The sequence below is a fragment of the Kitasatospora sp. NPDC088861 genome (assembly GCF_044750105.1).
GTDB lineage: Bacteria > Actinomycetota > Actinomycetes > Streptomycetales > Streptomycetaceae > Kitasatospora.
The window spans coordinates 186,806-211,137 of sequence record NZ_JBIVJF010000005.1 but is presented as its reverse complement, the minus strand read 5'-3'; the positions used below and the strand labels follow the sequence as shown (position 1 = coordinate 211,137).

Here is a 24,332-nt window from a genome sequence, read left to right as displayed (position 1 = left end):
CCGCGGCGTCCCACCTGCTGGTGGGACGGCCGTGCGTGCTGGTTCTGCCCATAGTTCCGCCTGTGGTTGTGCCGATCGGACGGGACGAGCGGGACGGGCAGGGCTGCTGCTGCTGCGGCGGCGGCGGCGGGGCGGCGCACCGTCAGCGCTCCCCCGCCGCCAGGGCCCGGGCCGCCTGCCGTCTGGCGACGGCGCTCTCGGTGGTGCGGCCCAGTTCGCACAGCAGGTCAGCCAGCAGGCCGTGGGTGCGGGACTCCAGTCCGGTGTCGCCGACCGTGCGGCCCAGGGCGACGGCGAGTCGGGCCGTGGACAGGGCGGCGTCGCGGCGGCCGAGCGCGTGCAGGGCGCGGGCCCGGCTCTGGGTGGCGAGGACGGCCTCGGCGCCGGAGCGGGTGGTGGCGACCCGGACGGCCTCGTCGGCGTGGACCAGGGCCGGGCCGGGGGAGCCGGCCAGGACCAGCGCGTCGGCGAGGTCGGTGAGCGCGCGGACGAGCAGGCCGCCGACGGCCGGGGTGCGGGCTGCGCTCACCAGGTCGGTCATCAGCGGCAGGGCCTGGTCGTAGCGGCCGGCCCGCAGCAGCGCACCGGCCACCCGGGCACGGCATTGGTGGCGCAGCAGTTGGTCGCCGGCCCGGTCTGCGGCGGCCACGGCCCGTTCCAGTTGCTGGACGGCGGTGCGATGGGCGGCGCGGTCGACGTGCAGGACGGCGAGGTCGGTGGCCAGCCGGGCGACGGCCGCCTGGTCCGCGCAGCTGTGGGCGGCGCGCAGGCCGGCCTCGGTGACGGCGCGCCAGTGCGTCCGGTCGTGGCCGGTGGTCTCGTACAGCAGGCCTATCCGGTGGGCGAGTTGCCAGGATTCGGCGGTCCGGCCGAACTGCTCGGCGCAGACCACCACCGCGCGCAGGGCGCTCTCCTCCCGGCGGAACCAGGCGGCCGCCTCCGCCGGGGCCGCGCCGCCGCCCTCGGGCGTCCAGGCGGCGGTGGTGCAGCCGCCGGTGGTCCAGGCCGCGGTGACCGCGAGGTAGTGGGCGATCAGCCGGTCGAGGGCGACGAACCGGTCGTCGCAGGTGAGTTCGGCGGCCTGCCCGGCCGCGTAGCGCCGGACCAGCTCGCGCCGGGCGTAGCGGCCGGGCGTGGTCTCCTCCAGCAGGTGGACGGCGTCGAGGCGGGTCAGCAGGGTGCGGGTGGCGGCGGGCGGCAGGTCGGCGAGCGCGGCGGCGGTGGCGGTGTCGATCACCGCGCCGGGGTGCAGGCCGAGCAGGGTGAACAGCCGGGCGGGGGCGGGCGGCAGAGTCCGGTAGGTGTGGTCCAGGGCGGTGGTGACACCGATCGGGCCGCGGTCGGTGCCGGCCAGGGTGGCGAGGCCGGTCTGCTCGTCGGCGAGTTCCGCGGCCAGGTCGCCCAGGGTCCAGCCGGGGCGGGCGGCCAGCCGGGCGGCGGCCAGCCGCAGGGCGAGCGGCAGGTGGTCGCAGGCCGCGGCGAGGTCGGCGGCCGCCTGCGGTTCGGCGGCGACCCGGGCCGGGCCGAGGGTCCGGGCGAGCAGTTCGGCCGCGTCCTCGGCGCCGAGCACGCCCAGCGGGAGCGGGATGCCGCCGTCGCGGACCAGCAGGTCGCGCAGCCGGCTGCGGCTGGTGACGACGACGACGGGGGTGCCGCGGGTGCCGGCGTCCCCGTCCCCGGCTCCGTTCCCGTCCGGGCCGTCCCCCGGCGGGGGCGGGTCGGGCAGCAGCGGGGCGAGCTGCTCGTACGAGCGCGCGTCGTCCAGCACGATCAGCAGCCGGCGGCCGGCCAGCAGTTCCCGGTAGCGCTGCTCCCGCTCCTCGGGCGAGGCGGGCAGGGCGCCCGCCGGCTCGCCGAGGGCGAGCAGGAACCCGGCCAGCACGTCGGCGGGTTCGCGGGGCCCGGCCGGGTCGAAGCCGCCCAGCTCGGCGTGCAGGACTCCGTCGGGGAAGTGCCCGGTGGACCGCTGCACCCAGTGCTGGACCAGGCTGGTCTTGCCGACCCCGGCCGGTCCGGTGACCAGGATCGGGTGGCCGGACCGGACGGCGGCGGCCAGGGCCTCGTCGAGCCGGGCGAATTCGGCCGACCGGCCGGTGAACCTGCGGTCCGGCGCACCACGCCTCGGAAGCCGGGCGGGTCTGGGCGGCGCGTCCCGCTCGGGGCCGTCCGCCGACCGTTCACCGGCGTGGCGCAGCTCCGGACCGGGCGGGCCGGAGAGCCGGGCCACCGCCCGGTCGTACCAGGCCGCCGCCTCGTCCCGGCGGCCGGCCTGGTCGAGGCAGCGGACCAGCCGCGCGACCAGCGTCTGCCGGGTCGGGTGGGCGACCGCCGCCTCGGCCAGCTCGCCGGCCAGCTCGCCGCCGCGGCCGGCCCCGAGCAGGCCCTCGGCGAGCCGGTCCAGGGCGCGCAGCCGCAGGTCGGTGACGTGCGGCAGGGTGCGCTCGCGCAGCAGGACGGACCCGCAGTCGACGAGGGCCGGGCCGCGGAACAGGTCCAGGGCGGCGCGCAGCAGGGGCACGGCCGGATCGTGCGGCTCGGGCTCGGTGCTCCCGGCGGGCGCGGCCGGGGCGGGCCGCAGCACGCCCGCCCGGTCGCAGAGCCCGCGGAAGTGCAGCAGGTCCACCCGGTCGGGGTCGCCGGCCAGCAGGTAGCCGGCGCCGCGGGTGCCCAGGGTGAGCCCGGGGCAGTCGAGCAGTTGGCGCAGGGCCGCGACGTGCCCCTGGAGCGCGGCGCGGGCGGTGGGGGGCGCGTCGCCGTCCCAGACCAGCTCGATCAGCTCGTCGGTGCCGACGGTCTGGTTGAGCCGGATGGCGAGGGTGCTCAGCAGCGCCCGGCGTTTGGGGGCCGAGGGTGTGACCGTCGTCCCGTCGTCCCGTCGTACGGCGACCGGCCCGAGCAGGTCGATGTGCATGCGGCCCTCTCCTCCCCTGTCGCCGATCGGATCCGCCGCCGACGACAACCTCCGGCGTCTTCCCGGCGTCGTCAGAGGATAGGCCTGGTCCGGTCACGTGCACGCGGCCGGATGGGGTCTGCTCGGATCTGGTGGATCTTGTCGGGTCGGACCCGGACCCGGCAAGATCCGCAGGGCCCGGCATCGACGTCCGTTCCGCCGGGCGCCGCCACCCGGTGGCGCCCGGGGAGTGGGCGATCTGGCGCGAACAGGACACTTCAGGGCACTACACTGCTCCACCCCGGGGCACACCCCGGACGTCAATGGGGCGGGGGGACGCCCTGCCCGTCGTGGGTGAAGTGGGGGTACTGGTGCGGATTCGGCTCCTCGGCCCGGTGGAGCTGCGGGCCGGGGCGGACGGCTTCGCCTCGCTGCCGGGGGCGCAGCGCAGGGCGATCCTGGCGCTGCTCGCGTTGCGGCTGGGCCGGGTGGTCGGGGTGGACGGCTTCTGCGAGCTGCTGTGGGGCGAGCGGCCGCCGGCCAGCGCCCGGGCCGCCCTACAGGGGCACGTGGCGGCGCTGCGCAAGGCGATCGCCGACACCCCGTTCGTGCTGCACACCCGTTCGTCCGGCTACCTGCTGGCCGGTCCGGCCGAGGAGGTGGACGCGCTGCGCTTCGAGGCGCTGACCGACCGGGCCGCCGAACAGGCCGGACTCGGCTGCGGCACGGCGGACGCGCAGGCGATCGCGCTGCTGGAGCAGGCGTTGCGGCTGTGGCGCGGCGAGGCCCTGGCCGACCTGCCCGACACCGCCGTGCGCGCGGCCGTGGTCGACCAGCTGGAGCAGGCCCGCACCGCCGCCGTGCTCAGCTGGGCCGGGCTGCGGCTGCGCCAGGGCAGCGGGGTGGCGGCGGTGCCGGCCCTGGAGCAGCACGTGCGGACCGACGGGCTGCGCGAGGAACTGGTGGCGCTGCTGATGCGCTGTCTGCACCAGGCCGGACGGCCGGCGGACGCGCTGTCCGCCTACCACCAGGCCCGGGTGCGGCTGGACCGCGAGCTGGGGATCCGGCCCGGCCCGGCGCTCCAGGCGGCGCTCGCCGAGGTGCTGTCCGGGGGCCGGGCCGAGCAGCCGGCCCCGGCCCGCTCGGCGGCCCCTCCGGCCGCGCCGCGGGTTCCCCGTCAACTCCCGCGCCGCCCGGTCGACTTCGTCGGCCGGGACAGCGAGGGCTGCTGGCTGGACGGCGAGTGCGGCCCGGACCGCGCCGGTGACGGCCTGGCCGTGGTGGTCGGACCGGCCGGGGCCGGCAAGAGCGCGCTGGTCACCGCCTGGGCGCACCGCCGCGCCCCGCACTTCCCGGACGGGCAGCTGTTCGCCGACCTGCGGGGCCTCGACCCGGCCGGCCCGGCCGACCCGGAAGCCGCCCTCGGCGGCTTCCTGCGGGCCCTCGGGGTCTCCGAGGGCGCCGTCCCCGAGGACCGGGACGACCGGGCCGCGCTCTACCGCGACCGGACCAGGGGGCGGCGCCTGCTGGTGGTCCTGGACGACGCCGCCGATGCCGACCAGGTCGCCGACCTGCTGCCGCAGGGGCCCGGCTGCGCCGCCGTGGTGACCAGCCGCGGCTCGCTGGAGGGGCTGGTGGCCGCCGACGGTGCGGCCCTGCTGCGCCTGCCCCCGCTGCCCCAGGACGACTCCCTGCGGCTGCTGGAGCGCGCGCTCGGCCCCGACCGGCTGCGGGCCGAACCGGCCGCTGCCACCGAACTGGCCGGGCTCTGCGACCACCTGCCGCTGGCGCTGCGGATCGCCGCGGCCCGGCTGGCCACCCGCCCGGACTGGACGATCGCCGAACTGGTCGCCGAACTCGCCGACGAGCAGACCAGACTGCCCGTCCTGGACGCCGACGGCGCGACCGGCGTCACCACCGAGCTCCTCCTGACGTACCGCCGCCTCTCCCCTGGCGCCGCCGAACTGCTCACCCTCCTGGCCGCCCACCCGGGCCGGGAGGTGGACACCCTGACCAGTGCGGCCGTGCTCGGCGCCGACCCGGCCACCGCCCGCCGGTCGCTCGGCGAACTCGCCGCCCACCACCTGCTCACCGGTGCGGCGCCCGGGCGCTACGGCCGCGCCGAGCTGGTCCGGCTGTTCAGCGCCGGGCTGCTCGCCGAGCAGCCCGAGCCGCGCCGACGCCTCGCCCGGGAGCGGCTGCTGGACTACTACCAGGCGGCGCTGCGGCAGGGCGGCGAGTTCATCGAGCCGGGCCAGGACGGTTTCGACACGCTCGTCCACCCCCCGCGGGCCCTGCCGCCGGCCGACGGCATCCGCGCCGCACTGGACTGGTTCCAGGCCGAGGAGCCCGCGATCCGCGCGCTGATCACCGGCACCGCCGACGACCCGGACCGGGTCTGGCGGCTGGCCCAGGCCGCCGGCCCGCTGTACTACGGCTCCAGCCGGTTCACCGACTGGCTGGGCTGCCTGCGCGCGGGCGTCCGGGAGGCCGAGCGGTGCGGCGACGAGCTGGCCGCCGCCCAGTTGCACGGCGCCCGGGCGAACGCGCTGCTCGGGCTGGAACGCCGCCAGGAGGCGGCCGAGGCCGCGCGCCGGGCGGTGGCCGCCGGCGAGGCCGCGACCGGGCCCGCGGGCCGCGCCGCGTACGCCCGCGCGCTCGCCACCCAGTCGCTGATCACCGCGATCCTGGGCAGCGCGACCGAGGCCGCCCGGCTGGCGTCCGGCTCGGCCGCGCTGGCCGTGGAGTCCGGCGACCCCCGGCCGCTGGCCGTCGCCCTGGTCCACCACAGCTGGGTGAGCCTGCTGGCCGGGGACCGGCAGGGCGCGCTGCGGCAGGCCCGGGAGGCCAGGGAGCTGCTGCCCGCCCGCCCGGTCACCTCGATCCACCTGTGGTCGATGCTGACCGAGGCGCACACCCTGCCCCCGCACGGGCGCAGCGAGACCGTCGACCTGGCCTGGCACCGGCTGCTGGCCGGCTGCGAGGAAGCGGGCCTGCTCTACCTCCAGGCCATCGCCGAACAGTCGCACGCCGCCTACCTGCTGAGCCGGGGCCGTGAACTGGAGGCCCTGGACCGGCTGCGTTCGGCGCTCGACCGCTTCCGCAGCCACGATCGACTGGCCGGGGTGCAGAGCGAGTTCACCACCAGCCTGGAGGAGTCGCTGAACTCGCGCGCGCCACACCGGCACTGACCGGCTCCCCGTGGCGGCCACCCGGTCGCCGGGTGGCCGCCACGGGGAGCCGGTCAGCGGTCAGCGGTCAGCGGTCAACGGTCAACGGTCAGCGGGAGACGGCGGCACCCGGGCGGTCGAGCGCGGCCGCCTGGCCCCGGCCGTCGGCCGGGCCGTAGCCGTGCTCCGCCGCGAGGACCGGGCGCAGCGCCCGGATCGCGTAGAAGTTGCGGGACTTGACCGTCCCCGGCGGCACCCCGAGCCGGGCCGCCGCCTCCACCACCGAGCGGTCCCGCAGGTGCAGTTCGACCAGCACCTCGCGGTGGTGCTTCTGCACCCGGCGCAGGGCCAGCGCGATGTCCCGGGCGACGACCACCTGCTCGTACGGGTCCTCGGCGAGCGGACGGTCCTCCAGCGGCTCGCCGATCACCTCCTTGGCGCGGGCGGCGGCCATCCGGTAGTGGTCGATCGCGATCCGCCGGGCCACCGTGAACAGCCAGGGGCGGCTCTGCTCGGCCCCGGCCGCCAGCGCCTCGGGGTGCTGCCAGGCGCGCAGCAGGGTCTCCTGGAGGATGTCCTCGGCCTTGCCCCGGTCGCCGCCGGTGGCGCGCAGCAGCGCGCGCAGCAGGTAACCGCCGTGCAGCCGGTGGATCTCGGCGAGCGTGTCCGGGTCGAGGGTCGGGCGGGCCGCCTTCGGCGTGCCGGGCGCGGGGGCGGATCCCGTGGTGGCCGACGGGTCCGTGCCGGCCGGCGGGCCGACGGGCGGCTGGGCGACGGACGTGGGCTGGGCGACGGGCTGCTTCGACACGCGCGGCCTCTCAGATCGGGCAAGGGCAGGGCGACACACCGACCGGACTTCCCCGGCGGCTACAAGCAGCAGACTGCCCGCAGCCGCCAAGGCCGCACCAACGATCCGCCAACGCCCCGGCCCCGCACGGCCGGGCCGCAGGCCAGGACTCCGCACGGACACCAGCCAGCCATCTCGCAGCCATCTCCCGGTCGCCCCACGGCCACCAGGCCGCCCCTCAGGCCTCGTTGAGCACGCGCACCAGTTCCTGGACCCCGTCCTCCCCCCGGTGCTCGATCAGCACCGCGACCCAGGTCGCCAGCTGCTCCCGCTCCACCGCCGACCAGGCCGGTGCCGAGGGGTGCTCGTCGACCACCAGCGCCGCCGCCAGCTCCCGCAGCCCCGGTGCGGGCTCCGGCCTCCGCCGCTCGGTCGGCAGCGCCCGCAGGGCGAGCCGCCGGGCGGCGGCGGTCACCTCCTCCGCCGTGCCCTCGGGCACCACCAGCGCGGGCGGCCCGGGCCTGCTCGGTTCCTCCTGCCGTACCAGCGCCGCGACCACCTCGCGCACGTCCGGCCCGTCCGGATCCATCGTTGTCCCTCCCCCATCCCGTCCCACGGGAGTCACGCCGGCTGCTCCTGCATGGCACTCGTTCCGCATCGAGTGCCATCCGAAGACGGTATCTACTGACAGCCGGTCCAGCAGAGGGTTTTCCGGTACGGCCGGGCAGCTGCCGCTCAGCTGCCGCCCGCACACCGGTTCGGCCGGCGACGAGGCGCCCGGCTGGGCCTCCGCGTTTCGGCAACACCGCGGCCACCGGGCGGGCGCCCACCCCGCACCACGACACCGGCCCCGCCCCAGACCGCCGTCGAGGCCGGGCCGCCGCCGGTGGCACCGGTCGCACCGGCCGGAGGACCGGCCGACGACGGCGGACCGGCCGTCGTGACGGCGCGGTTCCTGGTGGCGCGCATGAGCTCCTCCGAGCGTGACGAGGAACGCGAGGTGCGCCCTGTCCCGCTCAACGGACCTTCCACCGGGGGCGGTTCACCGATCCGCAGGGTGACGCGCGTTGAACCGGAACGGGCCCTTCGCCCGTAGTCCCGACTGAACGCACCGACGGTCCGGCCCGGCGCACCGTGAACCAGGAGATCACCCGATGGCTTTCTCCGACGGCAGCCCCGACGGAGCCGCCGCCACCCCGGAACGGCCCGACTACACACCCGCCGCCTGGCCCGAGCCCGTCCCGCTGCTCCCCCGGCAGCCCCTCGACCCACTCGGCACCGTCCTGATCCCGCCCGCCGAACGGCGGCTGTTCACCCGCACACCGGCGCCGCAGGCGCAACCGCCCGCACCGCCCGGCGACCCCACCCCCACCGCCCTGCTCGCGGTACCCACGCCGTCCCCGGCCACGGCCCCCGCCGCGCGCCAGGACCGGGCGGCCCACCCGCGCGCCCTGCGACTGCCCTTCGGCGGCGGCACGGAGGCCCGGCGCCGCCGCCTCGTGGAGCGGATCCGGACCCCGCTGCGCAGCTGCCACCGCATCGCCCTCCTGGGCAGGCCCGCCGAGGGCGTCCCGGTCACGCTCGGCGCCCTCCTGGCGCAGCACCGGCCCGACCCGGTAATCGTCCTCGACCTCGCCGACGCCTCCCGCGTCTCGCACGCCGACCGGCGGATCCTCGACCGGAGCGCGGCCGGCCGGCTCGACATCCTCGCCGTCTGCCCGGACACCCCGGGCCCCGCGTTCCGGGACGCCCTGACCGACCTCAGCGGCCGCTACCCGATGATCCTCAGCGACACCACGGCCGCTGCGGACGACGTCCAGCTCACGGCCGTCGAACTCGCCGACCAACTGGTCATCTGCGAACACGCCTCCGCCGACGGCGCCCGCAACGCCTCAGCGCTGATCGACCACCTGACCTTCCGCGGCCACGGCGACCTCGTCCGCGGCGGCACCGTCGTCTTCGTCCCCAGCCCGCCCACCGAGCGCCCCGTCGCCGACCGCCAGCTCCTCGCCCACTTCCGCACCCTCTGCCGCGACGTCGTCCTCCTCCCCGCGCACACCCCGGGCACCCCCGGCCGGCTCCGCCCCCACACCCACCTCGCCTACCTCGAACTCGCCGCCCTCGTCGGCGACGCCCTGGCCATCCGCCACACCGTCTGAGGCCGCACCCCCGCCCGGAGGACGGATGGGCGGCCTCGGGGTACGTGCGTCACGGGACGAACCAGGGGGCGCCCCCGCCCGGAGAGCGGCTACGAGCGCCGGGGCCACCGGGAGCCCGGCGGTCGAGGGCGCGGTGCCCACGCCCGAGGAGCGGCGCGACGGTGCAGCGGGAGGACGGCCGGGCCGACCTCTCACGCCTGGCCGTCCTCCGCCCTCCCCGGGCGCCAGCCGCGAGCACGGGCACGCGGCGTGACGGCGCCGGCGGCGGCAACGAGGGCGATGACGGCCAGTGCGGCCAGGGAGATCACCACGGCCTGGGTGGGGGCGGTGGAGGCGGGTGGAGCGGGGGGCATGGCGAGGGCGGCCGGTGTCGCGGCGGGGGGCGCCTGGTCGGGGACGGAGAGCTGGGTGACGGCGGCGACGGGGTCGATGGTGCCGTAGCCGACCTGCGGGTCGGGGGTGGTGACGGTGTGGTAGGCGGTGGTCTCCAGGCGCCGGATCAACTGGTCGGCGGTGAGGTCCGGGTGGCTGCCGAGGGTGAGGGCGGCGGTGGCGGCGACGAAGGCGGCGGCGAAGCTCGGCCCGGCGCCGGTGTAGTTGCCGCCGGCGGACGGGCCGGTGCCGGTGACGGCGTCGCCCGGGGCGGCGAGGTCGACCCGGCCGCCGATCGGGACGGCTCCGGCGCCCGAGGGGAGGGCGCCGCCGGGGGCGAGGTCGCGGACGGCGAGGACCTCGCCGTAGGCGGCCGGATAGGCCGGTCCGGGTTTCCCCGAGCCGGGCTGGACGTCAGGGGCCGCAGGCGCGACGATGACCGCCCCCTTGCTCCGGGCCGCCCGCACCGCCCCGGCGAGCGCGTCGTTGCCGGCCGGCAACGCCGCCCCGACCGCGATGATCCGCACTCCCCGTTCGCTCGCCGCCGTGATCCCCTGGGCGAGCAGGTCCGCCGTCGTGGCACCGCCGTCGTCGGTGACGGATACGGCGAGGATCCGGGCCCGTGGGGCGAGTCCGGCGAAGCCCGTCCCGTCGCGGCGGTCGGCGGCGATCAGGCCGGCCAGGAAGGTGCCGTGGCCGACGCAGTCACGGGCTGGGTCACCGCCTCCGGTGAGTTTGGGGGCGTAGTCGAGGCGACCGGCGAGCAGGCCGGTGCCGTCGGTCACGCCGGAGCCGAGGACGGCGACGGTGACGCCGTCACCCTGGCTGAGCGGCCAGACCCGGTCGGGGCGCAGGAAGGTCTGGGGCCAGGGCGTGAGCGACGTGCGCTTGGTGGACGGGGGCAGGCAGCCGGCCGGCTTCCCGGACGCGTCGCGCCGCAGCTGGGTGACGCCCGGGAGGCTGTCGTCGCCGGCGGGGGTGTCGGCCAGGGCCGTGCCCGCCGTCGGCAGCAGCAGTCCGACGGCGAGGAGGGCGGCCGCCGTCCTCACGCGAGGCTGCCGATCCGCCCGGCCGGGATGTCCTGGGGCAGCAGCAGGCTGAGTTCGTCCAGGTCCGCCACCTCCAGCCGGGAGAGCCGGCCGGCCTGCCGGGTGATCATCGACTCCAGCACCTGACGGGCGAAGCGCCCGTTCCCGAAGGACCGGTCACGCGGGACGGCGGCGAAGAGTTCGCCGAGCGCCGCCAGCGTCTCCGGGGTGCAGTTGTACCCGGCGGTCTCCGCCTGGAGGCGGACGATGGTGACGAGTTCGTCGTCCGCGTAGTGGTCGAAGGTGATCTCGCGGGAGAAGCGGGAGGCCAGACCGGGGTTGGAGGAGAGGAAGCCGCGCATCTCCTCCTGGTAGCCGGCCACGATCACCACGACCTCGTCGCGGTGGTCCTCCATCAGCTTCATCAGGGTGTCGACGGCCTCCTGGCCAAAGTCGCCGCCGGTGCCGTTGCGGGGCGTCAGGGTGTAGGCCTCGTCGATGAAGAGCACGCCGCCGCGGGCGCGTTCGAAGGCGTCGCGGGTGAGCTGCGCGGTGTGGCCGATGTAGCGGCCGACGAGGTCGGCGCGGGCGGTCTCGATGAGCTGACCGGCCGGCAGGACGTCGAGTTCTGCGAGGAGTTCGCCGTAGAGCCGGGCGATGGTGGTCTTGCCGGTGCCAGGCGGGCCGGAGAAGACCAGATGGTGGCTGATGGTGGCAGCGGGCAGTCCGGCCTCGACGCGGCGGCGGGTCTGCCGGGTCAGGTTGACCAGGTCCTCGACCTGTTCCTTGGCCGCGGCGAGGCCGACCATGCCGCGCAGCCGGTCGAGCAGGCCGGGCTCCTCGGGCTGGTCGGCTCCGGCGGCGGCGCGGGCGACGGCGGCGGCGGCCTGCTCGCCGACGTCGGCGGGGAGCAGCCGGCTGAGGTCGGCGTTGTCGAAGTCCTCCAGTTCGGCGAGCCGGGAGGCCTGGCGGTCGACCATCTCCTCGAAGACCTTGCGGGCGGCGCGGCCGTTGCCGAAGTCGGCGCCCTTGGGCATCCGGTCGAAGTGGACGGCGAGGGCCTCGCGGGTGCCGTCGGCGAGCTCGTAGCCGTGGCCCCCGGCGGCGTGTTCGACGATGGTGGTGAGTTCGTCGACGCTGTAGTTCTGGAACTCGACGGTGCGGCTGAACCGCGACGCGAGGCCCGGGTTGGAGGCCAGGAAGTCACGGATCTCGTTCTCGTACCCGGCGACGATCACCACCAGGTCCTCGCGGTGGTCCTCCATCAGCTTGACGATGGTGTCGATGGCCTCGCGGCCGAAGTCCGGTCCGGTCCCGCCGGAGCCGGCCGACAGGGTGTACGCCTCGTCGATGAAGAGCACGCCGCCGAGCGCCTCCATGACGACCTCGGTGGTCTTGAGCGCGGTGCCGCCGATGATCGAGGCGACGAGGTCGGCGCGGGCGACCTCGACCAGGTGGCCGCTGCGCAGCACGCCGAGTTCGGCGAGGATGGCGCCGTAGAGCCGGGCGACGGTGGTCTTGCCGGTGCCGGGCGGGCCGGCGAACACCAGGTGGCGGCTCATCGGGAGGGAGGGCAGCCCGGCCTGCTCGCGGCGCCGGGCCAGCTTGTTGAGGTTGACCAGGGTGGCGACCTGCTCCTTGACGCCCTCCAGCCCGACCAGGGTCTGCAGGACGGCCTGCGGGCCCTGCGGCCCGGGAGCGGCGGGGGCCTCCTGCGGAGTGCCGTCGGCGGACTCGCCCTCGTCCCCGGCGGCGGTCGCCGCGGCGGTGACCGTGCCGTGCGCGTCGGGCGAGCGGTTGTCCCGGCTGTCGAGGTTCTCGACGGCGAGCCGGTCGGTGGGCTCGCTCTGCCGCAGCCCGGCGCCCTGGTTCTCGGCGGTGACGCAGTCGGTGAGCCGGACGGGTTCGGCGGACTCCGAGCGCAGGCCGTCCACGGTGTTGTCGGTCAGCTGGCAGCCGGTGAGGGTGGCGCGGGCGCCGGGCAGCAGGTGGAGCCCGTGGCGGCGGTTGGCCCGCAGCCTGGTCCTGGTCGCGGTGAGTTCGCCGCCGTGTTCGACGCTCGCGCCGTCGAACGCGTTGTCGGCGGACTCGACGTCGCGCAGGGTGGCGATGCCCTCGGCGCCGATCGAGATGCCGCAGGCCTTGCTGCCGCGCACGAGGCTGCCGCCGAGGTAGGTGTTGGCGCCGTCGGCGATCCGGATGCCGTTCTTGCCCGCGTCGAGCACGGTGGCGTCCTCGATCCGGCCGCGCCCGTCCCGCACCACCTCGACGCCGTGGCCACCGGCGTCGGTGACGGTGATGCGGCGCAGCAGCGGGTTGGCGCCGTCACGGATGACGATGCCGGCGCCGGCCGCGTCGCGCACCTCCAGGCGGTCGAACTCCGCGGCGCTCTCCCCGGTGAGGTCGACGCCGTCGGTCTCGCTGTCGCGCACCACGGCCCGCACCAGGCTGGGGCTGGCCGATTCGTCGACGTGGATGCCGGCCTGCGCGGCGGCGGTGACCTCGCAGTCCTCGAAGGTGCCGCGGGCACGGCCGGCGATGTGCAGGCCGTGGCCCTGGCTGCGGACGGCGCGGCAGCGGCGCAGCAGGGGGTCCGTGCCGTTGGTGAGGACGTAGCCGTGGCCGCGCACGGCGGTGACGGTGCAGTCCTCCAGCACCACCCGCGCGGTGGAGCCGAGGAAGACGCCGACCGCGCTGTCGCGGACCTCGGTCCGCAGCAGGCGGGTGGTGCTCTGCTCCTCCAGGGCCACGGCGGGTTTGTCGGTGGCGGAGATCTCGCAGTCCTCGATGACTCCGCGCGCCTCCCCGTTGGCGCAGATGCCGTTGCCGCGCGCGTCGCGCAGGACGCAGCGCCGCACGGTGGGGTTGGCCCGTTCGCCGATCACCAGGGCGGAGGTGCCGAGGTGTTCGATGACGCTGTCCTCGATGACGCTGGCGCCGGTGGAGGTCTCGACCAGCCCGGCGCCGGCGGTGTTGACCACCCGGCAGCCGCGCATGGCCAGTTCGCCCTGCTGGCGGGTGAGGACGGCCGTCCAGGCGTTGCCGATCACCTCGCAGTCCTGTAGCGCGAGCTGGCCGCGCGGGACGTCGACGGCGGGCAGGTCGTCGTCCTGCCCCTGGATCACCAGGCCGGTCAGCTGGACGGCCTCGGCCAGGACCTGGACCACCGAGCCACGGCGCGGACTGATCCGCACACTGCCCCGGACGTCCTCGGCGGTGATGGTCACCACCTTGGTGAGCACCAGGTTCTCCTCGTACCGGCCGGGGCGTACGGAGATCACCGCGCCGCTGCGGGCTGCCTGGAGGGCCTCGCCGATCGTACGGTAGGAGCCGCGTTCCCGCTGCTCCGCGCAGACCGTCAGCACCGGGCGCGACATGCCTGGGGGTTCCCTTCGTCGTGGGGCGTTCGTTCGTGACCTGCTCGGAGGATGAGGGTCAGGTCAGGGTGTGCAGGTGACGCGCATGGCGCTGGCGGCGTGGTGGGCGTAGGTCTTGTTACCGCCGACCCAGTCCTGGCCGCGGGTGTGCAGGGTGACGGACAGCGAGCCGCGGTACTGGAAGGTGCCCTCGCCGACCCAACGGCCCTGGTTGGAGGTCTGGTTGATCTTGAAGTCGCTCGACCCGCTGCCGCTCTGCACGGTGTAGTAGGTCGGGTTCCCGCCGACCTTCTTCACGTCCCCGCTGGCCGGGATGTAGACGTCCAGGGTGCAGCTGGTGACCTTGTCCACGGTGAAGGTCCACACCACCGAGTTCTTGTCGTCCGAGCCGTCCCCGGACATCGGCACCGAGGTGTACGTCCCGTTGCAGCCGTCGCCGCTGTAGCCGCCGGAGTTGCTCCGCCAGCCGGAGTCGCCCTGGTCGAACCAGCCCTTCTGGCTGTACACGCCGCTCTTGTTGCCGCAGTACGGGCCGGTGACCACGACGGTGGGCGCGGCCTTCTGCGGGGGCGGCGGCGCGGGCTGCTGGGAAGCCGGCGGCGGCGCGGGGTTCTGCGGGGCCGGCTGCTGCGGCGCGGGGTTCTGCGGGGCGGGGTTGGCGGCGCCACCGGCCGCGCTCCCCGCCGCGCCACCTGCGGCGGCAGCGGCGGCGCCACCGGAACCGGAACCCGAGCCGGAACCCGAGCCGGAACCGCCCTGGGCGCGACCTGGAGCGGTGGTCGAACTCGCGTTTCCACCACCGGAGTTAGCGGCTCCGCCGGATCGAGCGGCAGTGCCTCCCGCGCCTCCGCTGCTTCCGGTGCCGTTCGGGGCCGAGGCCGGCTGGTCGCCCGGGGCGGGCGTGCCCGTGCCGGCGTCCGCGGCCGGGACCACCGCGTCGGGCTGACCGGGGGCAGGGGTGCCGCCGGAGCCGCTGGTACCACCGTGCTCGTCGAAGTTCGGGACGAAGCCGTTGCCGCCGTCCCCACCACTCTGCCCGTAGCCGGGCGGGGCGTCCGCCTGGGCCGGGCCGCCCTTGTGCTCGTTGCCGCCGAGCTGGGTCACCACCACGGAAGTGCCCACCAGCACCAGGCCGACGGCGACGGCCGCCGCGATCATCGGGCGGGAGACCCGGCCCGGCCGGGGGCCCTGGTCGGTGCCGGTGTCGGTGGAGGGCTCGGCGACGCTCGCGGCGGCCACCGCCTCGGGCGTCCCGGCTGCGGTGGGTGCTGCGGTGGCGGGTGCTGCGGTCGTCGTGGCCGTGGCCGGTGCGGGCACGGGCGGGACGGCGGGAGGTGCAGCCGGCTGCTCGCGCTCCGGCTGCGCGGGCAGCACCGCGGTCGCGGCGCCGGAACCCGCCTCCGCCGCTTCACCCTTCGCCGAGGCGGTTCCCTCCGAGGCGGCCGCCGCCGACGCACCCTCCGGCGGCTCGACCTCCGCCGCCAGGGCCCAGTTCACCTCCGGGAGCTGGAACCCGGCGCCCGTCCGCCCCGCCTCGCCGCGCTTCTCCTCGGCCACCATGCATCCCCTGCACTCGACGACACTCCTGTGGGGAGGTACGGACGGAGTGGCCGAACCGGTTCAGCCGCTACGAGCCGACCGTCCAGACCGGCTCCTCGTCGGAGTCCGGCGGGGTCAGGACGAAGGACACCGCCCGCTCCAGCACCGCCGCGTCCGGCGCCGCCCACGGACCGTCGCCCTGCGCGCGGACGTGAGCGAGCAGCTCCGGGTCGGGCGCCAGCCCGTACTCCTCCAGGTAGTACGTCACGGTGTCGGTCCAGATCCAGGACCCGTCGGTACGGAAGCCCATCGGGACGATGGAGCGCCGCTGCCGGTCCACCACGTCGTCCATCAGCATCGGCGTCAGCAGCACGGGCGCGCCCGCGCGCAGGTAGCCGACGAGTGCCTCGCGCTCCGCGCGCTCCTCGATCCTCGGCCGGTCCGGCCCGAAGCCCGGCCCCGTCACCGGGTCCACGGCGTCGAACACCGACGCCAACCGGAAGTCGTCCCGCATCGTCCCGCTCGTCCCGCTCATCCCGCACTCCTCCCGCCGGTTCGCCCCTACGCTTCGTCCGACGGACGGAAGGCCGCCCCGGGTTCATCGCGGTGCCGGTCCGTCGGCCGACGGCCCGACCGGCCGGGTCGGGGCCAGGGCCCACCACCGGCCGGGGAGAGCGGGAGAGGCGCCGGTGCCGCGCCTCGGACCAGGTGATCCGCGCCACGACGGCCGCCCGGCCCCCACAGGACGTCACCGTCCGGCCGCACCGCCGAGGTCCAGGAGGTAACGGGCCGGGTCGGCGGGGCGGATCCGGTCGGCGGGAGCGACGGCGTCGCGCCGGGCCAGCCAACTGCGCAGGCGGTCGGGGCGCGGGCGGACGCCGCCGATCTCGTGGAGCAGCACGCGGGCCGGACGCCCGGTCGTCTCGTCCGGCAGGTCGACGTCCACCACCTCGAACTCCGTCCCCGGGGCGAAGATCACGGTCGGCTGATCGCCCGGCTCGCCGAAGACCGAGCTGCGGCGGCCACCGACGGACCAGATGGCGAACTCCACCCCGACGTCCTCGCCGAAGTCCGCGCCCGGCGCCGCCAGGCCGCTGACCGGGGCCCGCTCGGTGACCACGGTTCCCGGGGTGTAGGCGGCCAGGTCGGCCGACTCGACCGGGCCCGCCACCAGCACGCCTCCGTAGTGGCTGGGCAGCCGCCGGAGCCCGGCCGCGAGGCAGCGCAGGTAGGGGCCGAACGGGCCCGGGGCGCCCGACCGCGCCGCGGCGCGGAGCTCGGCGCGCTCGGCGAGGACGGTCGAGTCGGTGTGGTGGAGCAGCACGGCGACCAGTTCGGGCCGCGGATCGCCCTCGTCGGCCCGGGCCCGCAGGCCGGGCAGGCGGGTCGCGACGTCCTCGGCCCGCCGGACGAAGCGCTGGTAGGCGGGCCCGAGGAGGGCGACCAGGGCCGCGCGGTCCTCGGCGGGGGTGGAGAGCTCGACCAGGTCCGACAAGGGGGCGGTCGACTGCGCCTGAGCTTGCTCGGGGACCTGCTCGGGGGCCGGCCCCGGGGCCTGCACTGGCGTGGAGCCGGCCGCGGGCTCGGGCGTCGAGTGTGCCCCGGCCTGGCCCGCCATGGTTCCCGGCGGCTCCGTGGACTCGGCGGTCTCGGCGGCCTCCGTGGACACGGCCACGGAGGGCACGGGCACGGGCTCAGGGTCGAGTGCCGGGGCAGGGGTCGGCACCTCCTCCGCTGCGGGGATGCTCTCCTCCGAAGCGGCTGCCGGCGCGGGCCCGGGGCCGGCCTCCCCGTCGGGCGGCGTCCGGTCTCCTCCCCCGGGTGCGACGCTCGCCCCCGGCTCCACGGCCGGACCGGGGCCGGCGTCCGGGGCCACCGTCGTGCCGGTGTCGCCCACCGCGGCCGCAGTCGGCCCGGGGGCGGGCTCGGGGGTGGGAGGGGAAGCGGGGCGTTCCCCGGGCTCTCCTCCGAAGACCCCCATCGTGGCCATAGGGACCGGTACGGCCACCGGATCCGTCTCGATCCCGCTCTCCGTCCCAATCCCGGCTTCGGACTCCGTCCTGGTCTCGGTCTCCGTCCCGGTCCCAGCCTCCGTCTCGATCTCGAACACCGGACCGGTCGCGGCCACCGGCTCCGGCGCCCCGGGCTCGGTCGACACCGGTAGCGGCGCCGGGTCCGCCTCCGCCGACGCTCCGAGCTCCACCGACGCGGGCTCAGGTACAGCTACGGGCCCCGCCGCAAGCGCGGGCGCCGCCTCCGGGCCGGGCGCCGCCACGGCAGCCGAAGCAGCGGCGGGTCCGACCCAGTCGAGCCCGTACAGCCGGGCGCAGAAACGCCCGACCGCCCCGGACTCGACGTCCAGCGTCCCCTCGACGGCGAGGGCGAGGCGCGCGGGCGCCGGCGGGAGCGAGCCGAGCACGGCCCCGAGGTGGTCCCAGAGTGTCTCGGGGACGGGGCGTCCCGGGGACCCGACGACCAGCGCGGGGCCGGCCGGGTCGGGCCTCCGAAGGCGGGGGCCGCGGTCCGCGGTGGCGGCCGGGCGGAGCCAGAGTCCGGCCGCGACGGCTTCCAGTTCCCAGCCGGGGAAGGCCGGGTAGCGCGCGGGCCCGGGGGCGGCGGGCAGGTCGGGCCGGCTGCGCCAGCCGACGGCCGTGACGGTGCGGTCGGTCGGGCAGGCGACCAGTTCGGTGAGGTAGGGCTCCCACCCTTCGGTGCCGTCCGCGGCGAGGTGGACGTGGCGCAGCCCGGCCGCGCCCCGTACCGGCAGGCCGACGGCCGCCCGGACCTCGCGCCCCAGCGAGGCCGCCGCGACCGCCGCGAGTTCGATGAGCTCGACCGGCGCGGCCCACGGCGCGCTCAGGGTGAGGCGCGCGTCCTCCGCGACCGTCCCGAGCAGCAGCGCGGCGGCGTTGGCGAGTTGGGCCCCGGTGGGCAGCCGCCCGGCCGGTTCGCCGAGGACGAGCAGCAGTCCGCCGTCGGTCGCGGCCGCGTGGTCCAGCGCGGCGGGCCGCGCCCGGCCCGCGATTTCGGTGACCCAGTACGCATCGCGCGTCAGCGGGGTGATGGCGGCCGCGGCGGGCCACCGCGCGCCGAGCGGTTCGGCCCGGAGCTGGGCGCCGCCCGGCGGGCAGCGCCACCAGGAGCCGTCCGGGGCCGACAGCGTTCCGTCCGGCTCGATGCTGACCATCGCGTCGGGCGCCACGATCGTCAGCCCGGAGCGGGCGGCGAGCAGTTCGGCGGGCCGCCGTCCGTCCGGCCCGATCGCGGCGAGTCCCGAGGCGGCGAGCACCAGCACGTCGGCGCCGCGCTCACCCGCCGCCCGTACGAGGTCGTCGAGCGAGGCGAGCAGGACGGGCGCGGCGTCCGCGGCGGCGGCCAGCAGCAGCAGCGCGCCGGGTTCGGCCCCGACGGGCGCGAGGGCTTCGGCCAGTCCGGCGGCCTCCGCGCCGGGCGGCGCGATGACGTAGTGCGGGCCGAGCGCCCGCAGCGTGGAGGCGGTCACCGGCCGGCCTCCGGTTCGTCCGCCACGTGCCCGGTCTGCACCTGGACGGTGCGTCGCCGGGTGATGTAGAGGCCGCGCCCGGCGGGGAACTGCCGGGGCTTGACGTTGCCGAACAGGTACCCCTCCGAGGGCGGGCAGGAGAGCAGCAGGGAGGGCGAGTTGACCTCCTGGAGCTTGCGCATCAGCGGGTCGCCGAGGGCTCGCCCGACGCCGTTGGCGCCGCGCGCGACGACCAGGTGGAGGCCGATCTCGGCGCCCTGGGAGAGGTCTTCGAGCAGGGCCGCGAAGGGGTGGGCGCCGCTGGTGGAGCCGACGAGGTCGTAGTCGTCGACGAGGATGAACAGTTCGGGCCCGGTCCACCAGTCGCGCAGCCTGAGCCGGGCGGGGGTGATGTCCGCGGGCGGGATGCGGTTCTTCATGGCGCGCGAGGCGCCGTCGACGATCTGGCGGAGCTTGTCGACGGCCACCGCGTAGCCGAGCTGGTACTCCTGGGGCACCGCGTCGAACAGGCCGCGCCGGTAGTCGACCAGCATGATCCGCGCCTCGGCGGGGGTGTAGGCGGAGGTGATGGCGTTGATCATGAGCCGCAGCAGGTTGGTCTTGCCGGATTCGCTGTCGCCGACGACCAGCAGGTGCGGGTTCTCCTCGAAGTCGTGCCACAGCGGCGAGACCTCGGTGTCCTCCAGACCGATCGGGACGCGCAGCCGGCCCTCGGGGGCGGGGAGCCCGGCGGCGTCGAGGGTGAGCGGGAGCATCCTGACCTCGGGGGCCCGTGGGCCGGTCCAGTGGGCGGCGACGGCGTCGACCAGGTCGGCCACTCCGTCGCCGAGGTCGTCGGTGTCGCCGGAGCCGTCGATCCGGGGCAGGGCGGTGAGGAAGTGCAGCTGCTCGTCGGTGAGGCCGCGGCCGGGCAGCTTGGGGACCTTGGCGGCCGCGCGCATGTTGATGACGGAGTCGACGGAGTCGCCGAGCCGCAGTTCGAAGCGGGTCTGCAACTGGTCGCGCAGGCCGCCGCTGATCTCGCCCCAGCGGGTGGTGGCGATGACCAGGTGGACGCCGTAGTTGAGGCCGCGCTGGGAGATCAGGGTGAGCGGCTGGACGAGGTCGCCGAACTCCTGGCGCAGGGTGTTCCAGCCGTCGATGACGAGGAAGACGTCGCCGTGCGGGTCGTCGGGCAGTTCCCCGGCGGCCTTGCGGCGGCGGAAGGACGCGATGGAGTCGATGCCGAGTTCGGCGAAGTACTGCTCGCGGCGGGTGATGATGCCGTTGACCTCGGCGACGGTGCGCAGCACCCGTTCGCCGTCGTGCCGGCCGGTGACGCCGCCGAGGTGCGGCAGTCCGCGCAGGGCGGAGAGCGTGCCACCGCCGAAGTCCAGGCAGTAGAACTGGACTTCGCGCGGGGTGTGGGTGAGGGCGAGGCCGGTGATCAGGGTGCGCAGCATGGTGCTCTTGCCGCTCTGCGGGGCGCCGGCGATGCCGACGTGCCCGCCGGCGCCGGCCAGGTCGGCGGTGAGCAGGTCGCGCAGTTGCTGGAAAGGGCGGTCGACGATGCCGACCGGCAGGCCGAGCGAGCCGTGGGAGCGCTCGTCCTCGGTGGTGAGGCCGCGTTCGGGGTGCGGGACGAGCGGCGGCAGCAGTTCGTCGAGGGTGGGCGGGACGTCCAGGGGCGGCAGCCAGACCCGGTGGGCGGGCGGTCCGGCGTCGCGCAGCCGGCCGGCGGCGACCTCCAGCAGCGAACCGTCGGACGCCTGCTCCTCCTCGGGCTCGGCCGCGGTCGCCGGGAGGTGACGCGGCAGCACGTAGTCGGTGCCGTAGGCGACGACCTGCCCGGCGAGGGCGGCCTGCTGGGAGGCCCGGCGCTTGGGCCGGTACGGCCCGGAGACGTAGGCGGCCTTGAACCGGGTGAGGGTGGAGATGTCGCTGCGCAGGAAGCCGTTGCCGGGCTGGGAGGGCAGCTGGTAGGCGTCGGGGACGCCGAGGACGCCGCGGCTCTCCATCGCGGAGAAGGTGCGCAGGCCGATCCGGTAGGACAGGTGGGACTCCAGCGCGCTCATCCGACCCTCGTCGAGGCGCTGGGAGGCGAGCAGCAGGTGGACGCCGAGCGAGCGGCCGAGCCGGCCGATCATCACGAAGAGTTCCATGAAGTCCCGGTGCGCGGAAAGCAGTTCGCTGAACTCGTCGACGACGACGAAGAGCGTGGGCATCGGGCGCAGCGCGGCGCCGCCGGCGCGCGCCGTCTCGTAGTCCAGCAGCGAGGCGTAGCCGGCCTCGCGCAGCAGCTCCTGGCGGCGGATGAGTTCGCCGTGCAGGGCGTCGCGCATGCGGTCGACCAGCGCGGCCTCGTCGGCCAGGTTGGTGATCACGGCGGAGGTGTGCGGCAGGCCGTCCAGGCCGAGGAAGGTCGCGCCGCCCTTGAAGTCGACCAGGACGAAGTTGAGCACCTCGGAGGAGTGGGTGACGGCGAGCGCCATCACCAGGGTGCGCAGCAGTTCGGACTTGCCGGAGCCGGTGGCGCCGATCAGCATGCCGTGCGGGCCCATGCCGCCCTGCGCGGACTCCTTCAGGTCGAGGTCGACCGGGCGGCCGTCCGGGCCGAGCCCGAGCGGGACGCGCAGCCGCTGCGCGATGCCGCGCTGGCCCCAGAGCGCCTCGACGTCCAGGGTGTTCAGGTCGGGGATGCCGAGCAGGGCGGTCAGGTCGAAGTCCGTGGCGAGCGGCTCGGCGACGTCCACGCCGTCGGCGATGCGGTAGCGGGCGAGCAGCGCGGCGAGGCGGGTCGCGGCGGGCACGGCGAGCGCGTCGGGGCGGCCGAGGTCGGTGACGACGTCCTTGCGGTTGCGGTCGGCGCCGATCATGGCGAGCCGTCCGTCGTCGATCCGCAGCCGCAGGGTGGTGCGGGCGGCGCGCCACTCCAGGCTGTCGGACAGGTCGATCAGGACGGCGTTGCGGTAGCCGGTGAGCGCGGCGCGGCTGCCGGTGTGGGCGCCGGGGCCGTCGAGCACCAGGACGGTGAAGGGCTCGTCCCGGTTGGGCACGGCGTCCGGTTCGAAGCCCGGGCGGCTGGTGAACTCCTCGCCCAGCAGCTGCTCGACCTCGCCGAGGCTGCCGGCGACCAGCCGGACCGGGCCGGCGCCGTCGGTGTCGGTCGGGTGCAGGGCGTGCGGCAGCCACTTGGCCCAGTCCCAGGAGGTGCGCCGCTCGGCGTCGGTGACGACGGCGATGCGCAGTTCGTCCGGGCCGTGCACGACGGCGAGCTGGGCGAGCACGGCGCGCACCAGGGCGCGGGCGGCCTCCGGGTCCTCGGCCCGCAGCAGCAGTTGGGCGAAGCCGCGCAGGTGGATCGCCATCGGCTGGTCGGCGACGGTGCCGTAGGCGTGGATGAAGCGGCGCAGCGCGTGCGCGCACAGCGGCTCCAGGTCCTCGACCGGCTTGGTGGCCAGCGGGGCGAGCGGGGTGGCCAGGCGCTGGGCGCCGACCGCGATCCGGACGTCGCTGAAGTCCGGGTGGGCGGCCCGCCGCTCCCACAGCCGGGTGGTGCCCACCAGTGACCACAGCTCGTCCGGGGCCGGGTGCCGCCAGGCGAGCGCCTGCCGTTGGGCGTCGACCGAACGCCGCACCTGGCGGCGCACCTGGGAGAGGTAGCGCAGGTAGTCGCGGCGCTCGCCGCGCAACTGCTGCTTGCGGTCGCTGGAGCCGCGGATCAGCTGGGTGACCAGCATGCCGACGGCGGACAGCGCCATCATCCCCATCGCGAGGTAGCTGAGCGCGCCACCGCCGCCCTCGCCGCCGCCCGGGTGCAGGAACATGAAGACCATCGACAGCGAGCCGAGCGCCATCGGGGCCATGCTGATCACGCTCGCCATGCCGCTCTGCTTCTCCGGCAGACCCGGCGGCTCCTGCAACTGGATCTCGCCGTCCGGCATCTCGGGCCCCGGGCGCCGGGGCGTCCGGGTGACCAGCACAACGCTCACTCAGGGCTCCTCACTGTGACGGGCTCCTCACTGCGACAGCCGTCCCTCTGGCTCACGGACGGCGTGGCACCCGGGGTTCAACCGCGGTTGAACGCGGCGCGCCGAGCCGCCCGTTCAACCGAGCGGAGAACACCACCGAGCCGGAGGACTGGCGTGAGCAGCAGTGTCGTCGCAGGACTGTGCCGATTGAGGTTCCACGCGCCGGAGGTGGTCTTCGAGCTGGCCGTCCCGGCCGACGTACCGCTCGGCGACCTGCTTCCCGCCATCCTCGGCCACGCGGGCCCGGACCTCGCCGAGACCGGGCTGGAGCACGGCGGCTGGGTGCTGCAACGGCTCGGCGAGGATCCGCTCGACGAGGAGCAGAGCACCGAGGCGCTGAAGCTGCACGACGGCGACGCGGTCCACCTGCGCCCGCGCCACCAGGCCCTGCCGCCGGTCCACTTCGACGACCTGGTCGACGGCGTGGCCTCCGGCATGAACGAGCGCGGCGACACCTGGCGCCCCGCCCTCACCCGCCGCCTCGCTCTCGCCGTCACCCTCACGGCCCTCGCCGCCGCCTGGGTGCTGCTCGCCCTGCCCGGCCCCGCCGGCCCGCGCCAGGCCGCCGCGGCGGCCGTCGCGGCCCTGCTGCTGCTCGGCGCCGCCAGCGCCTCCCGGGCCATGGCCGACGCCGGCGCGGGCGCCGCGCTCGGCGCCGCCGCCGTCCCGTACCTGGGCCTCGCCGCCCTGCTGCTGCCCAGCGGCCCGGGCGGGGACGACCTGCTCGGCGCCCGGGTGCTGGCGGCCGCCTCCGCCGGGGCCGGCGCGGCGGTGCTGGCCCTGGCGGCGGTGGGCGGGGCCGCCCCGCTCTTCCTCGGGGTGGTGCTGGTCGCGGTGCTCGGGGTGCTGGCGGGGGTGCTGGTGCTGGCGGGGCTGACGCTCGGCAAGCTGGTCGCCGTGGTCGCGGTGGTGGCCGTCCTGATCGGCGCCTTCGTGCCGTCGTTCGCCTTCCGGCTCTCCGGTCTGCGGCTGCCGATGCTCCCGCGCAACGCCGAGGAACTGCAGGAGAACATCGAGCCCGTCCCGGCCGCCGCCGTACTGCCGCGCGCCCTGATCGCCGATGACTACCTGATGGCCCTCTACACGGCGATCGGCGCCGTCTGCGCGGCCTGCCTGACCGTCCTCGCCTTCACCGACGGCTGGGCCGGCCCAGCCGAGGCCGCGGCACTCAGCCTGCTGCTCCTGCTGCACGGCCGGGCCGTCGGCAGCATCCGCCAGCGGCTGAGCATCCTGCTGCCCGGGGTCTACGGCGGCCTGGTGCTGGTCTCCCGGGCGGCGCACACGGCCTCGCCCGCCGAGCGGCTCGGCCTGCTGGGCGGCCTGCTGGCGGTGGCCGTCGCCCTGCTGGTCGTCGCCTGGACGGTCCCCGGCCGGCGCCTGCTCCCCTACTGGGGCCGGATCGCCGACATCCTGCACACCCTCAGCGCCCTCTCCCTGCTTCCGCTCGCCCTCCAGGCCTGCGGCGTCTACCACACCCTGCGGGGCCTCGGCGGCTGAG

Annotated in this window: 12 protein-coding genes; 3 read left to right on the top strand and 9 right to left on the bottom strand. The window is 76.3% G+C overall.

Going from position 1 to position 24,332, the window contains the following annotated elements:
* Window positions 1-142 precede the first annotated feature (142 nt).
* On the bottom strand, window positions 143-2,911 hold the full coding sequence (locus tag ACIP37_RS12155) for a BTAD domain-containing putative transcriptional regulator (RefSeq protein WP_363630459.1): 2,769 nt from the start codon (window positions 2,909-2,911) through the stop codon (window positions 143-145).
* Window positions 2,912-3,261: 350 nt separating this feature from the next.
* Between ACIP37_RS12155 and ACIP37_RS12150 the strand changes: the two genes are divergently transcribed.
* Window positions 3,262-6,081 (top strand): BTAD domain-containing putative transcriptional regulator, encoded by a 2,820-nt coding sequence (locus ACIP37_RS12150; RefSeq protein ID WP_400805967.1) that lies wholly within the window; start codon window positions 3,262-3,264, stop codon window positions 6,079-6,081.
* Window positions 6,082-6,169: 88 nt separating this feature from the next.
* Here ACIP37_RS12150 and ACIP37_RS12145 read toward each other — a convergent pair whose 3' ends face one another.
* Window positions 6,170-6,868, bottom strand: coding sequence for a sigma-70 family RNA polymerase sigma factor (locus tag ACIP37_RS12145; RefSeq protein ID WP_350879510.1), 699 nt, complete (start codon window positions 6,866-6,868; stop codon window positions 6,170-6,172).
* Window positions 6,869-7,085: 217 nt separating this feature from the next.
* A complete protein-coding gene (locus ACIP37_RS12140) occupies window positions 7,086-7,436 on the bottom strand; it encodes a hypothetical protein (protein WP_363588546.1) in 351 nt (116 codons plus the stop codon).
* 565 nt (window positions 7,437-8,001) lie between these two features.
* Here ACIP37_RS12140 and ACIP37_RS12135 point away from each other — a divergent pair.
* The gene (locus ACIP37_RS12135; RefSeq protein WP_400805971.1) at window positions 8,002-9,006 is read left to right on the top strand and encodes a MinD/ParA family protein; all 1,005 of its coding nucleotides are present in this window, start codon (window positions 8,002-8,004) and stop codon (window positions 9,004-9,006) included.
* Window positions 9,007-9,197: 191 nt separating this feature from the next.
* On the opposite strand, the gene ACIP37_RS12130 is transcribed toward ACIP37_RS12135, so the two are convergent.
* The 6 genes from ACIP37_RS12130 to eccCa form a co-directional block, all read right to left on the bottom strand.
* Window positions 9,198-10,427, bottom strand: a complete 1,230-nt coding sequence (locus ACIP37_RS12130; protein ID WP_400805974.1) for a S8 family serine peptidase — start codon at window positions 10,425-10,427, stop codon at window positions 9,198-9,200.
* Window positions 10,424-13,783, bottom strand: coding sequence for a right-handed parallel beta-helix repeat-containing protein (locus ACIP37_RS12125; RefSeq protein ID WP_363588552.1), 3,360 nt, complete (start codon window positions 13,781-13,783; stop codon window positions 10,424-10,426). The genes ACIP37_RS12130 and ACIP37_RS12125 overlap by 4 nt, the downstream gene beginning before the upstream one ends.
* Window positions 13,784-13,846: 63 nt before the next feature.
* The gene (locus ACIP37_RS12120; protein WP_400805977.1) at window positions 13,847-15,343 is read right to left on the bottom strand and encodes a hypothetical protein; all 1,497 of its coding nucleotides are present in this window, start codon (window positions 15,341-15,343) and stop codon (window positions 13,847-13,849) included.
* Between the two features lie 67 nt (window positions 15,344-15,410).
* Window positions 15,411-15,857, bottom strand: coding sequence for a hypothetical protein (locus tag ACIP37_RS12115; RefSeq protein ID WP_363588556.1), 447 nt, complete (start codon window positions 15,855-15,857; stop codon window positions 15,411-15,413).
* A gap of 213 nt (window positions 15,858-16,070) precedes the next feature.
* On the bottom strand, window positions 16,071-18,824 hold the full coding sequence (locus ACIP37_RS12110; protein WP_400805981.1) for a hypothetical protein: 2,754 nt from the start codon (window positions 18,822-18,824) through the stop codon (window positions 16,071-16,073).
* Complete coding sequence (gene eccCa, locus ACIP37_RS12105; RefSeq protein WP_363588564.1) at window positions 18,821-22,747, bottom strand: type VII secretion protein EccCa; 3,927 nt, start codon at window positions 22,745-22,747, stop codon at window positions 18,821-18,823. The genes ACIP37_RS12110 and eccCa overlap by 4 nt, the downstream gene beginning before the upstream one ends.
* A gap of 234 nt (window positions 22,748-22,981) precedes the next feature.
* On the opposite strand from eccCa, the gene eccD reads away from it, so the two are divergent.
* Window positions 22,982-24,331: a type VII secretion integral membrane protein EccD gene (gene eccD / locus ACIP37_RS12100; RefSeq protein ID WP_363588560.1), complete on the top strand. Its 1,350-nt coding sequence runs from the start codon at window positions 22,982-22,984 to the stop codon at window positions 24,329-24,331.
* Window position 24,332: the final 1 nt, after the last annotated feature.